A 12,888-nucleotide genomic window follows, 5' to 3' on the forward strand; every position below is an offset into this window, starting at 1 on the left:
CACGAAGACCGAGCGGTTGTCGATGAACCCGTGCAGCAGAACCACCGGCGGGCGGTCGTCCCGCTGGGCCGGGGGCAGCGTGCCGACGCCCTCCGCCGACCCGGCCGCCCCCCGGTCGTCCTGCACGGTTCCGCCGGGGCCGTGGCCGCCCAGGCGCTGCGCCGCATCGGCGCCGAACCCGCTCCGTCGGCCGAACCGACCGGAACTCTCACCGTCCTCCTCAGCGGCCACGAGGGCGGCCTGCCGGACACCGCTCTCACCTACGCCGAGGGCCGACTGCTGCGGGGCGTGGGCGCCTCCCGCTGACCGCGGCGAGGGCCCGACCGGCCCGCCGACACCCGCCGCGCGGGCGCGGGTCATGGGTACGCTGCTGAGCATGACGGACCACCCCGGCCGTGCGGCGCACGGCTCGACCCAGGCGCCGTCCACCGTGTGGACCGGCAAGGCGACCAACCGCGCGCAATGGCTGCTGGCCTTCGCGGGAGCGGCGTGCCTGGCCCTCGGCGTCGAGATCGCCCTCGACTCCAACTGGACCTCCGGGGTCGCCCCCCTGGTCATGTCGGTGGTCGGCTGCGTCGCCGCCGGACTCCTGATGCTCTACGGCACCCTCGCCTTCGTCCACGTCGCGGTGAAGGTGGACGGAGACGCCCTGGAGGTCCGCTGCGGCCACATGGGGCTGCCGCGCCGCCGCATCCTGCTCACCCACGTCGTGGGGGCCGAGTTCGTCCCCCGCGTGACCCCGCGCCAGTGGGGCGGATGGGGCTACCGCTGGCGTCCCGAACAGGGCACCGCCGTCGTGGTGCGGCGGGGTGAGGCGCTGCTGCTCCGGCTCGGCGACGGCATGTCGTTCACCGTCACCGTGGACAACGCGGAAGCCGCCGTGCGGTTCATCCGCGACCGGCTCCGCCTCCCGGCCGCCGGTAAGCCCTCCGAGGCGTGACCGCAGGGCCCGGCCGCCCGGGTGGCGCCCGGCCGAGAGGGCGTCCGGGGACACCCGGGCTCCCAGGACACCGGGTCTCCCTCTTGCCCCGCGCACAGCAGCCGCCCGTAGACTCCCGCAGGTGAGCGCCACCATCACCTCCGTCGAGGAACCGTCGCCCGTTCCCGAGTCCCGCCCCCGCAGGCGATGGCTCGCCCGGGCCAGGCCCGTCGCGGCAGTACTTTCCGGAGTGCTGCTGTACCTGAGCTTCCCGCCCCGGCCCCTGTGGTGGCTGGTGCTGCCCGGCTTCGCCCTGCTCGGCTGGGTCCTGCGCGAACGCCGCCCCCGCGCGGCGTTCGGCCTGGGCCTGCTGGCCGGACTCGGCTTCATGCTGCCGCTGCTGCACTGGACCGGCGAGGACGTCGGCGCGGTGCCGTGGCTGGCTCTGGCCGCGGCCGAGGCGCTCTTCGTCGCGGTCGGCTGCGTCGGCATCGCCGCCGTGACCAGACTCGCGTACTGGCCGTTCTGGGCGGCGGCCGTCTGGACCCTGGATGAAGCGGTCCGGGCCCGGGTGCCGTTCGGCGGGTTCCCCTGGGGCAAGATCGCCTTCGGTCAGGCCGAGAGCGCCTTCCTGCCGATCGCCGCGCTCGGCGGTACCCCGCTCCTCTCCTTCGCCGTGGTCCTCTGCGGGTTCGGCCTCTTCGAGGCGGTCCGGCAGGTACGCGCGTACCGCTCGACCGGGAAGCTCCCGCGCGCGGCGACCGCGATGGCCGCCGCCGCGGTGCTGGTCCCCGTCGCGGGCGCCCTCGGCTCGCTTTCGCTGGTCGACAACTCCGCCGAGGACGGCACCGCGACCGTCGCCGCGATCCAGGGCAACGTCCCGCGCCTGGGGCTGGACTTCAACTCCCAGCGGCGCGCCGTGCTCGACAACCACGTCCGGGTCACGGAGCAAGTCGCGGCGGACGTGAAGGCGGGCAAGGTACCGCAGCCCGACTTCGTCCTCTGGCCGGAGAACTCCTCCGACCTCGATCCCTACCGCAACCCGGACGCGTGGGACGTCATCGACCGGGCGGTCCGTGCCGTCGGCGTCCCCACGGTGATCGGCGCGGTCGTCGAACCCGACACCGGCAAGCTGCGCAACACCCTGATCCAGTGGGACCCGGAGAAGGGTCCCCTGGACACGTACGACAAGCGGCACATCCAGCCGTTCGGCGAGTACATGCCGATGCGCTCGGTCGCCCGTATCTTCAGCAAGGACGTCGACCGTGTCCAGCGCGACTTCGGCTCCGGCACCAAGGTCGGGGTGTTCGATCTGGCCGGTACCAAGGTCGGCTTCGTCACCTGCTACGAGGCCGCGTTCGACGACGCCGTGCGCGACACCGTGAAGGCCGGCGGTCAGCTGATCGCCGTGCCGAGCAACAACGCCACCTTCGGCCGCAGCGAGATGACCTACCAGCAGCTCGCGATGTCCCAGGTGCGGGCGGTGGAGCACGGCCGCGCGGTCGTGGTACCGGTCACCAGCGGGGTCAGCGCCATCATCCGGCCGGACGGCACGATCAAGGAGAAGTCCGGGTTCTTCACCCCCGCCGCCCTGGTGGACGAGGTGCCCCTGCGGTCCTCGCTGACCCCCGCCACCCGGATGGGCGCACTGCCCGAAGGGATCGTCGTGCTCTTCGCCGCCGCCGGTCTCGTCCTCGCCGCGGTCCGCTCCCGCAGGGCCCGTTCCCGTCGCTCCGTCTGAAGATCGCGTTAGGCTGACGCATGGCTACTCCCGACTTCATCCGCGCGATCAGGGCCACCGCCGGCCACCAGCTGCTCCTGCTGCCAGGGGTGAGCGCGGTCGTCTTCGACGACGACGGGCGGGTCCTGCTCGGCAGGCGGGCCGACACCGGCAAGTGGTCGGTCATCGGTGGCATCCCGGAACCGGGCGAGCAGCCCGCGCGGACCGCCGAACGCGAGGTGTACGAGGAGACCGCCGTGCGCTGCGTGGCCGAACGCGTGGTACTCACCGAGGCGTTGGAGCCGGTGGAGTACCCCAACGGGGACCACTGCCAGTACCTCGACGTCACCTTCCGGTGCCGGGCCACCGGCGGCGAGCCGCGCGTCAACGACGACGAGTCGCTGGAGGTGGGCTGGTTCGCCCTGGACGCGCTGCCGCCGCTGGCCGAGTTCGCGCGCTTCCGGATCAAGCAGTCCCTCACCGACGGCCCCACCTGGTTCAGGGCCGCCGGCGGCGACGGCCTCGGCTGAGACCGTCGCCGGACCTCCGGCCTTAGACCCGTACGCAGATCCGCCGGCTCTGCGTCCAGTCGGTGATCCAGTCGCTGAGGGACAGCGGGAAGCACCATTCGCCGGGGCCGGGGGAACTGCCCGCGGGGTCGGGAACCGGCCGGTTCTCGTCCATGAGGAAAGACCGGTAGAGCTTCGACGCCTCGGGGTTCCCGGTGCACCCCCACACCCCGTGCGGGCAGTAGTCCGTGATCGTCTGGTAGACGGGCGGGTGGAGATCCATCCACTCGAGCATCCGGCGCATGTACTCGGGGTTGTCACCGTTGCGGAAGAGGCCCCACTCCGGATACGAGATCGGCTTCCCGTGCTCCGCCGCGAAGTCCACGTGCTTCTGGAGCCCGTATTCCCCGTGCACCTGGTCGTCGAAGTTCTCGCCCGGCGGCTGGTCGTACGAGTCCATGCCGACGATGTCCACGAAGTCGTCACCGGGATAGCAGTCGGTCCAGGGAACGGCGTCCCGCCCACGGCTCGGCGCGAAGTCGAAGCGGAACCGCTGACCCTGGACCGAACGCATGGCGGTGACGATCCGCCGCCAGTACGCCTTCCACGCCGCCGGGTCAGGGCCGCACCGGTGGGCGTAGGTGGTTCCGTTCATCTCCCAGCCGAGCACGATCACGGTGTCCGGGATCCCCAGCTGGACCAGCCGCTCGGCGAGCTTGCGGAAATGCCGGTCGTACAGGCCCGCGGCGCCGGACAGCAGCCGCCTGCGCACCGCGGTGTCCGACACCCGCACCTCGTTCCGCTCCAGCATCGGAGTGTTGAGGACGAACATCCGGTCGGGCTGCGCCTGCCGCCAGGCCGCCCACGCGCCCAGGAAGTCGACGGAGCCCTCGATGTTCACCCAGAGGTCGCCCGGGAGGTAGCTGTGCCCCACCCGCAGCTCCTTCCCGCCGAGCCACTGGGACATCTCCGCCATGCGAGCGACGCCCTCGGGCCCGTAGTCCAGGTAGGCGCCGACCGCCGTGCTGCTCGGATCGGCATGCGGTCCGGCACCGTCGGTGGAACCGGTCCCGGTGACCCGGAAACCGGAGGCACCGCTGACGGCGAGCACACCGGCCGCGACCGTGCCCACACAGAGATTGACGATACGGCGATTACGGGACACGGGCTGCTCCTCGGTGTCGGGGTGTCCGCGGCCGGTCCGGCGGCGGCTCGGCTCCACGGGCGGTCTGGCCGGGCGGACCACGCCCTACGGCACAGGGACCGGATCGAAGGTCATCGGCAGACCGCGGACACGGTTGTCGAAGTTGGAGTCCACCAGCTCCGGATCGCCGAGCGCCCGGGCGGTGTCGGTCCGGACGAGGACCTCGGTGAAGAGGGCCCGCATCTCCAGGCGGGCCAGGTGCGCCCCGAGGCAGTGGTGCGGGCCGCCGCCCCCGTACCCCAGATGCGGGTTGGGCGAGCGGGTGATGTCGAAGCGGTCCGGCTCCGCGAACACCGAGGTGTCGCGGTTGGCGGAGGCGTAGAAGAGCACGGCCTTGTCGCCAGGGCGGAAGGTGTGCCCGCCGAGGCGGTGCTCGGTGGTGACCGTCCGCCGGAACTGGATGATCGGCGTGGAGTGGCGGACGATCTCCTCCACCGCCCCGTCGATGTGACCGTCGAGGTCCGACACCAGCAGGGTGCGCTGATCCGGGAACCGTGACAGCAGCGCCATCCCGTGCGCCAGCGCGTTTCTGGTCGTCTCGACCCCCGCGACCAGCAACAGCGAGAAGAAGGCGCCCAGTTCGCGGGCGCCGAGCGACTGGCCGTCCACGTCGGCGCGGACCAGGGCCGAGATCAGGTCGCCGGTGGGCCGGCGGCGGCGCTCGTGCGCGAGGCGCGCCATCACGAGCTGCATCCGGGCGAGCGAGCGCAGCCCCCGCCCCGGTACCCGGATACGGGCCAGTCCGCGCCGCTCCACACCGACGTGGCTCGACGCGTGGTCGATCTGGGCGGCGATCCACGGCCGGTACGTCCCCGGAATGCCCATCAGGTCGCAGATGACCTCGAAGGGCAGCCGGGCCGGGGCCGACCGCATGAAGTCGGTGGAACGGCCGGCCACCGCTTCGTCCACCAGCCGGCGCGTCACCCGGGCGATGTTCTCCTCGGCCTCCGCGAGCAGGCGCGGGGTGAAGGCGCGGGAGACGATCCGGCGCAGCCCCGCGTGGTCGGCGCCGTCCATGTTCACCATGGAGTTGCCGAAGACGGCCTTCGCCCAGCGGGCGGGTTCGGGGACGGTGACGCCCGGCGCGCTCGCGAAGACGTCCGCCCGCCGGCTCGCGGCCTTGACGTCGGCGTGCTTGACCAGGGCGTAGAAGGAGAGCCCGGTCTCCCGGCCGGTACGCGCGGTGAACCGCACCGGAGCGTTCAACTCGCGCAGCAGAGCGAACGCCCGCAGACGCTCGGCGCGCGGCAGCCGCCAGAACGCGGGGTCCGCCAGATCGATGTCCTTCGGCCGCTCCGTACGCAGACCGGGGACCTGTCCGGGCACGCTCATGTCCACCACCTTCGGCAGTCGGGTCTCCCATGCTGTCCCGGCCATACACGCCCGGGGCCCGACGTGGCCGCGAACGGTCCCGATTTCGCACGGTTGAGGGATTGACCGGCGGCACGGCGAGCCGTTACGGGCGGGAGGGCGGCGCGCACCGTCTGATGGGCGTCGGTACCAGCCGCACCGACAAGCGGCTTGACCGACAAGATCACCGATGTGATTACGGAGAGGCGGACGCAGATGGGTTCGAGCAGGAAGGTCCGGGGTCCCGCGGGGTGGCGCATCGCGGCCACCCGCAGGGGTGTGCTGCGCGCCCTGTTCGGGATGGGAGTCGTGGCCGGGACCGGAGCCGCTTGGGAGCCGATCGTCGCCCACGGCCCGGAAAGCGGCGAGGGCACGGCTCCCACCGCTGTCCCGGAGCCGGGGGAGATCACCGAGACATACCGGGGAAGGACGATCCGGGTGCGCGCGGACGCCGGTCCGGGCGGTGCCGGGCGGTCCGGTGTCCGCTCCGCGAGCAGCGCCGGAGCCCACCCGGAGGTCAGCATCGACGGTGATCCCCTGCACCTCATGCGCCGGGCGGACGGAAGCTGCCTCAGCATGGTCGCCCACTACGAGTCGCATCCGACACCCCTCGCAGCCGCGCGCGCCGCGGTCGACGTGCTGGGCACGGCACGGCTGTCCGCCGCGCCCCGCGGCATCTGACCGAAGGACAGGTGGAAGGTGTACAGCCGAAAGAACCAGCGCGATCTGACCCGGACCGAACGGAAGAGGTTCGTCGACGCCGTACTGACGATCAAGCGCTCGGGGAGGTACGACGACTTCGTGGCGATGCACCGCGAGTTCTACGTCACGGACGGGGAGGACCGGCCCCGGGCGGCACACATGACCCCGTCGTTCTTCCCCTGGCACCGCCAGTACCTGCTGGAGTTCGAACAGGCTCTGCGCGAGACCGATCCGGCGGTCTCCGTCCCGTACTGGGACTGGACCCTCGACCGTTCACCCGGGGGTCCGCCGTGGACTGCGGACTTCCTGGGCGGCAACGGGAGGGAGGGGGACCGGCAGGTCACCACCGGGCCCTTCGCCCACCGCGAGGGGAACTGGTCCCTCAGCAACGGCGTCACGGACGGCCTCTTCCTGACCCGTGACTTCGGCCGCCCCGCCGATCCGGTGGCACTGCCCACGGCTGGGGACGTCCGGAGAGCACTGGACGACCCGCTGTACGACGCCGAGCCGTGGAACAGCCTCAGCCGGACCGGTTTCCGCAACCGGGTCGAGGGGTGGGGCATCCGGGGGGCGCGCGCCATCAGCAACCACAACCAGGTGCACCGCTGGGTCGGCGGCGCGATGGCGGGGGCCGGCTCCCCGAACGACCCGGTCTTCTGGCTGCACCACGCGTTCATCGACCGGCTCTGGGACCGCTGGCAGAAAGCCCATCCGGGGTCCGGCTACCTGCCCGCCCGCGAACTCGCCGACGACGACCCGCAGCACGGCCGGGTGTTCGCCCGGAACGAGCCGCTGCCGCCCTGGGACGTCGCGCCGGCCCGGCTGCTCGACCACAGCCGCGTCTACCGCTACGCCTGACCCGTCCGCACCCCGTGCGGAGCCGGACAGCACGGCGGCCGGTCTCCCCTCCGGGGATGAGGAGGGGAGACCGGCCGCCGTCGGTGTGTCCGGGTCAGTGACCGTAGGCGTCCTCGTGCTGGAGCGGCTGCGGCTGCGCCGAGCCGTTGACGCAGGTGTTGCCGAACGCCGGGTTCAGCAGGCCGACGACGTTGATCGTGTTGCCGCAAACGTTGACCGGGATGTGCACGGGCACCTGGATGACGTTGCCCGAGACGACACCGGGGGAGCCGGCGGCGACCGCACCGGCCCCGGCGTCGGCCGAGGCGAAGCCGGCGCCGCCGGCGATGAGGGCGCCGGTTCCCGCCAGGACGGCGGCGACCTTCGTGATACGCGACATCAAGAACTCCTATGGATGAACGTTTCGTTGTGGAGCTACGGGGTATTGCGGCCCCGCGCTGACTGACCAACGCCGGGGACGGCGGGCGGTAACGGATCCGCGCGAAGTTCTGGGCACGGCTCCGCCGGATGGCTCAGTGGCCCGCCCCCGCCAGAGAGGTGAGCCGCTCGTGCCACTCCCGCGCCGCGGGGAAGCGCGCCTTCACCGTCCTCGCCGCCCGGTCCCTCGCGGCCACCTGCGACGCACGCAGCCGCAGTACCGGTTCGAGCGCCGGCCGGGACAGCAGCAGCCGCTGGTTGACCACCGAGACCGGCTGCCAGTAGCTCTTGTACTGCTCCGCGCCACGCAACAGGCTCAGCGTCCGACGCCCGTCGGCAGCCGCCTGCCGCGAGACCTCACGCAGCAGCAGGGTCGCCACGTCCACCTTCCGCTCCCGCAGCAGGGGGTGCGCGCCGTACAGGTAGCAGCCGGTCAGCGGACCCGAGTGCAGCGACAGGTTCGCCGCCAAGACCTCCCCGTCCAGCAGGAACTCGGTGAGCGTCGCCCCGCCGTCGCGGACCATCCGCCCGGCCGCATGCGTCAGATGTGCCGCGAACCGGGGGCGCAGATGCTCGGGATTGACGCCCCGCCCGCTCCACTGCAACGCGTGCAGCCGCAGCAGATCACCCACGGTCCCCGGCACCCGCTCGACCGGAACCTCACGGCACACGACACCCAGCGCCTCGACCTTCCTGAGCTTGGCCCGCACCCGCTGGGCGCGGGAGCCCGACATCTCCTCGGCCAGCGTGGCGAGCGGCGCGGCCGGCAGCTCCATGCAGGTGGAGTCCGTCAGCCGGACCCGCGGACCCGTCCAACAGGCGAAGAGCCGCTGCGCCAGCGCGTCCGGGCGTACCTCGCGCAGATCGATCACGCTGGAGCGGGCGGCCCGGTGGAGGCCGCGCGCCAGGGCGGCGACCACCGCCGCGATCTCCGCTTCCCCGGTCCCCTCGTCGACGAGGATGTCGAAGAAATCCGAGATCGCGCCGCCCATCGGTGTCAGCACCGGCATCGGACGGTGGGCGAGCAGCAGCGCCGCCGCACCGACCAGACGCCCGCCGCGCCGCACCAGGACGACCCGGATATTTCTGTCCTGGCCGTACGACAGCCACCAGGAGTGCAGCCAGGCGTGACTCTGGAACGGCGTGGCCGAAGGACAGCGGTGGTGCAGCGCGTCCCATTCCGGCGCGAGGGCGGCGAACTCCCGGCCGTCCCGGCAGAGCGTGACGCTCAGCGGACCTCGTCGTACGGGTGTCATCGCGCGGGCTCCCGTTCTTCCGGGACCAGCGACTCGGCCTCGTGCGCGGGGCCCGGCACCTGGGCCGGAGCCTGGGCGGGGTGTTCGTCGGGACGCCTACGGACGAGCAGCAGCAGACCGCCGACGAGACCGCCCGCACTGCCGCCGACGGCCGCGGAGAGCGGCGCGGAGGGCGAGGCCGGGTCGCTCGGCGCGACGGCGTGGGTGAACTGGATCAGCTTCACCCCGGTGTCCTTGGAGACGTGGCCCCCGCTGACGATCAGGGCCTCGACCACGGCGTCCGCGATCTCCGCCGCCTGCCGGGGCCGGCCCGCCGTGCCGGTGACCGCGATCATCGGTGAGTCGGGGGAGGTCTCCGCACGGACGTGGCCCCGCAGCTTCCGCAGCGGTTCGCCCGCCGCGCCCTGCGCGTAGCCGAGGGTCGCGTCGCCGGTGGCCAGCCGGCCGTACGACTGCGCGTACCCGAGCGCCGCCGCAGGATCGGTGGTCTTCGTCGCGGCGACGGCCATCGCGTACCCGGTGGCCTCGTAGGTCTTCGGCGTGAACAGACCGTAGGAGATTCCGCAGGCGGCACCCAGCAGGGCGCAGGCGGGCAGCGGCCACCAGACGGGCGGACGGAGAGCGGAGCGGAGCCTGCGGGTCCGTCCGGGAGTGGCCGGGGTCTGGGCGGGAGTTTCGGTCATGACTCTGCTCTTTCCAGGGGGCGGGACGTGGCGAGGACGTGGCGGTACACGTCCATGAGGTGGTGGCTGCTGCGCCGGATGTCGTACGCGGCGACGGCGGCCGGCGGGGGAAGACGCTGGGGACCGAGATCCGCCAGACTCCTCAAGGCGGAGGCGAGTTCGGCGGGGTCGCCGGTGATCCGGCGGGCGCCGGGGGCGCTGCCGGCGGGGAGGTCGTCGAGCGCGGGGCAGGCGTGGTGCAGGACGTGCAGACCCGAGGCGAGCGCCTCCACGACGGCCAGCCCGAACGACTCCTCACGGGACGCGGAGACGAACACGTCGACCGCGCCGAGCACCGCGGGCACGTCCGGACCGGGGCCCGGCGCGTCGCAGGCCCCGAGGAGGAGAACGCGGTCGCCCGCCCCGAGCCGCTCCGCCAGGGCACGCAGTGACGCGAGCTCGGGCCCCTCCCCGGCCAGCACCAGCCGGACACCGGGCAGCGCCGCGACGGCCCGCACGAGCACGTCGAACCGCTTGCCCGGGACCAGTCGGCCCACGCCCCCGACCACGAAGGCGTCCCGGGGCAGGCCGAGGCTCGCACGGGTGGCGCGCCGGGAGTGCGCGTCGAACCGGAACGCCCGCGCGTCGATGCCGTTCGGCACCACGTGGATGCGCTCGTCGGGCACACCCCACTGCCGCAGCCGGCCGGCCACGGTGGGGGAGACCGCGACCGTCGCGGAACCCAGCCGTTCGGTGCCCAGATAGAGCGCGCGGGTGCCGACGGTCAGCGGACGGCCCTCGATCTCCGCGTGCCCCAGGGAGTGTTCGGTGGAGACGCCGGCGCGGACCCCGGCCAGCCGCGCGGCGATCCTCCCGTAGACGCAGGCCCGGTAGAGGTGGGTGTGCACGAGGTCGTACGCGCCGCGCCGGACGAGCCGGGTGAGCCGGCCCACGGCCCTCAGGTCGCGGTTGCCCGCCATGCCGAGGTGGGTGACCCGCACCCCGTCGGCGCGAAGCCCTTCGGCCACGGCCCCGGGGTTGGTGAGCGTCACCACGTCGCAGACGACCGGAAGATGACGGATCATCAGGCGCAACTGCTGCTCGGCTCCCCCGATTCCCAGCCCCGTGATGACGTGCAGTACCTTCACCGGCGGGCCTCCGCGAGAGGACCCGAGGGAATCGGGCCGGAAGGGGTGCGGCCCGCCCGGTGGCGCATGTGGTGCCGCAATTCCTTCGCGCGCAGCCGCAGGCCTTGGTCGGCATGGCTGACGTGGGTGCGCGGCAGCGCGAACCCGCCCACGAGGGAGCCGGGTTGCAGGGCGCATCCGTACGCGTACCCCGCCTCGCGCACCGAGTCGAGCACCCGCTGGTCGGCGTAGCCGTACGGGTGGCAGAAACCCTCCGGGGCGGTGCCGGTGAGTTCCCGGACGAGCTCGCGGCTGCGCCGTGTCTCCGCGTGGAGCTCCTCGTCGGGCAGCGCCGTCAGGTCCCGGTGGTAGAGGCCGTGGGAGCCGATCTCCATTCCCGTGAAGGCGAGTCGGCGGATCTCGGAGTGGGTGAGGAGCGGCTTGCGCGGGCCCTTCGGATCCCATTCGTTGGTTCCGCCGTCGCGGCCGGGCAGGACGAACACGGTGGCGGTGAAGCCGTACCGGCGAAGGAGCGGCAGGGCCTCGTCCACGAAGTCCGCGTACCCGTCGTCGAAGGTCAGGCCCACCAGACCGCGCCTGCCCCGGGCGTGCTCCCGCAGCAGGGTCCCCACCCCCACGCCGGTCAGCCGACGGCTTCGCAGCCAGGACAGCTGGGAATCCAGGCGTTCGGGGGAGACGGTGATGCCGTACGGGTCGTCCGAGGGATCGCCCACCGAGTGGTAGGTCCAGATCCACGGCCGGCCCGCGGTGGCCGGGCGGGGGGAGCGGGGTGCGGCGACGCGCGCCGACGGGTCAGTTGCCATGGATGAACCTCTGTCGGGTCAGGGCCAGCAGATGGACGACTTCGGGAACCCGGCACGCGCGACCGGCGAGGAGGAAGACGCAGGGCACGAGGACGCACCCGGCCGCGAGGCCCAGGACGGGATCGGTGACGGCGTCCGCCGAAAGCCAGCCGGCCGCGGCGGCGACGGCGGCCGGCAGCGCCAGACGCAGGAGGGAGAGGCTCACGGCCCGTACCTCGATGGCGACCACCCGGGAGCCGAGCCCCTGGAGCAGGAGTGCCGCCGTGATCGTGATTCCCACCGCGTTCGCGGCGGCGATGCCGAGAACGCCCCAGGAGTACGTCACGGCGAACCCGATGCCGGTCGTGACCGCCAGTCCGGTCGCCATCGCGAAGCCCGGGTACCAGGTGGGGCGCCCGGCGGAGAAGAACGGCCGGCCCAGCGCGCCGACGAGACAGTGACCGAGGAGCCCGAGGGCGTAGACCCGCATCACCCCGGCGGTGGCACGTGTGTCCTCGGCGCTGAACGCCCCGCGCTGGAAGAGGACTTCGATGATCTGCGGGGCGTAACCGATCACCATGGCGGTACCGAGCAGGACCACCAGTGCGGCCAGTGCCAGATCGCGTTCGACCCGCAGCCGGGCGCTCTCCCGGTCGCCGTCCGCCATCGCCTGCGCGACCACCGGGAAGGTCACCGTGCAGATCATCAACGACAGCACCATCGGCATCTGCGCGACCTTCTGCGCGTAGTTCAGGTGCGAGATCGAACCGGCCGGGAGCGTGGAGGCGAGGAACCGTTCGACCAGCACCTGCGCCTGACGGCTCACCACGAAGAGCAGCACGGGTGCGAGGACGAGGGCGCCGGGCAGTCGCGGAGCGGGTCTCGGGAGGCGGGGTGCGGCCGCGCGCTCGGCCCCCGGGTGCACCGGGCGCCCGCCGCGTTCCCGGACGAGCACCCGGGAGCAGAAGGACGGGACCTGGACCAGGACCATCAGCGCACTGCCGACCGCCACCCCCACCGCCGCGGCCCGTACCCCCCACACCGAGTGCAGCCCCAGGGTCAACGCGATGATGCCGGCGTTGTACGCGACGTAGACCGCGGCCGGAGGCCCGAAACTCCCGTGCGCCCGCAGTGCCGCACTGAAGTACCCGGTGACCCCGAAGGTGAGCACCGTGACGGCGGTCAGCCGGGTGCAGTCCACGGCCAGCCGGGGGTCGGCCAGTCCGGGCGCCAGCACCCCGACCACCCAGGGAGCGCCCGCGAACAGCAGCGCCGCACCCCCGGCCAGCAGGGTGAAGAGTCTGGGGAGGGTCGCCGCCACGAACGCGCGGACCGGCTCGTCCCCAGGGCCGTCCGGTCCG

At 72.8% G+C, this 12,888-nt stretch carries 13 protein-coding genes and 1 pseudogene; 6 read left to right on the forward strand and 8 right to left on the reverse strand.

Features of this window, described 5'->3' with window-relative positions:
• Positions 1-87: 87 nt before the first annotated feature.
• The 4 genes and pseudogenes from ACWD3D_RS23295 to ACWD3D_RS23310 form a co-directional block, all read left to right on the forward strand.
• A pseudogene (locus tag ACWD3D_RS23295) lies at positions 88-306 on the forward strand (glutamate racemase); the annotation flags it as partial.
• A 70-nt stretch (positions 307-376) separates the two neighbouring features.
• A complete protein-coding gene (locus tag ACWD3D_RS23300; RefSeq protein WP_451462752.1) occupies positions 377-940 on the forward strand; it encodes a hypothetical protein in 564 nt (187 codons plus the stop codon).
• A 121-nt stretch (positions 941-1,061) separates the two neighbouring features.
• Positions 1,062-2,660, forward strand: a complete 1,599-nt coding sequence (gene lnt / locus ACWD3D_RS23305) for an apolipoprotein N-acyltransferase (protein ID WP_451462753.1) — start codon at positions 1,062-1,064, stop codon at positions 2,658-2,660.
• Positions 2,661-2,680: 20 nt separating this feature from the next.
• Positions 2,681-3,169 (forward strand): NUDIX hydrolase, encoded by a 489-nt coding sequence (locus tag ACWD3D_RS23310; RefSeq protein ID WP_451462754.1) that lies wholly within the window; start codon positions 2,681-2,683, stop codon positions 3,167-3,169.
• 22 nt (positions 3,170-3,191) lie between these two features.
• Here ACWD3D_RS23310 and ACWD3D_RS23315 read toward each other — a convergent pair whose 3' ends face one another.
• Positions 3,192-4,313, reverse strand: a complete 1,122-nt coding sequence (locus ACWD3D_RS23315; RefSeq protein ID WP_451462755.1) for a glycoside hydrolase family 26 protein — start codon at positions 4,311-4,313, stop codon at positions 3,192-3,194.
• A gap of 84 nt (positions 4,314-4,397) precedes the next feature.
• Entirely contained in the window at positions 4,398-5,684 is a 1,287-nt protein-coding gene (locus ACWD3D_RS23320; protein WP_451462756.1) for a cytochrome P450, read from the reverse strand.
• A 234-nt stretch (positions 5,685-5,918) separates the two neighbouring features.
• On the opposite strand from ACWD3D_RS23320, the gene ACWD3D_RS23325 reads away from it, so the two are divergent.
• Positions 5,919-6,383 (forward strand): tyrosinase family oxidase copper chaperone, encoded by a 465-nt coding sequence (locus ACWD3D_RS23325; protein WP_451462757.1) that lies wholly within the window; start codon positions 5,919-5,921, stop codon positions 6,381-6,383.
• Positions 6,384-6,401: 18 nt separating this feature from the next.
• Positions 6,402-7,262: a tyrosinase family protein gene (locus tag ACWD3D_RS23330; RefSeq protein ID WP_451462758.1), complete on the forward strand. Its 861-nt coding sequence runs from the start codon at positions 6,402-6,404 to the stop codon at positions 7,260-7,262.
• A 94-nt stretch (positions 7,263-7,356) separates the two neighbouring features.
• On the opposite strand, the gene ACWD3D_RS23335 is transcribed toward ACWD3D_RS23330, so the two are convergent.
• The 6 genes from ACWD3D_RS23335 to ACWD3D_RS23360 form a co-directional block, all read right to left on the reverse strand.
• Entirely contained in the window at positions 7,357-7,641 is a 285-nt protein-coding gene (locus tag ACWD3D_RS23335; protein WP_451462759.1) for a chaplin, read from the reverse strand.
• Between the two features lie 133 nt (positions 7,642-7,774).
• Entirely contained in the window at positions 7,775-8,935 is a 1,161-nt protein-coding gene (locus ACWD3D_RS23340; RefSeq protein ID WP_451462760.1) for a GNAT family N-acetyltransferase, read from the reverse strand.
• Positions 8,932-9,618, reverse strand: a complete 687-nt coding sequence (locus tag ACWD3D_RS23345; protein WP_451462761.1) for a lipopolysaccharide biosynthesis protein — start codon at positions 9,616-9,618, stop codon at positions 8,932-8,934. Before ACWD3D_RS23345 ends, ACWD3D_RS23340 begins: the two co-directional genes overlap by 4 nt.
• The gene (locus ACWD3D_RS23350) at positions 9,615-10,745 is read right to left on the reverse strand and encodes a glycosyltransferase (RefSeq protein WP_451462762.1); all 1,131 of its coding nucleotides are present in this window, start codon (positions 10,743-10,745) and stop codon (positions 9,615-9,617) included. The genes ACWD3D_RS23345 and ACWD3D_RS23350 overlap by 4 nt, the downstream gene beginning before the upstream one ends.
• On the reverse strand, positions 10,742-11,548 hold the full coding sequence (locus ACWD3D_RS23355) for a polysaccharide deacetylase family protein (protein ID WP_451462763.1): 807 nt from the start codon (positions 11,546-11,548) through the stop codon (positions 10,742-10,744). The genes ACWD3D_RS23350 and ACWD3D_RS23355 overlap by 4 nt, the downstream gene beginning before the upstream one ends.
• A partial coding sequence (locus ACWD3D_RS23360) for a lipid II flippase MurJ (RefSeq protein ID WP_451462764.1) occupies positions 11,538-12,888 on the reverse strand: 1,351 nt, incomplete at its 5' end. The genes ACWD3D_RS23360 and ACWD3D_RS23355, both read right to left, overlap by 11 nt.

The sequence above is a fragment of the Streptomyces sp. NPDC002690 genome (assembly GCF_053592415.1).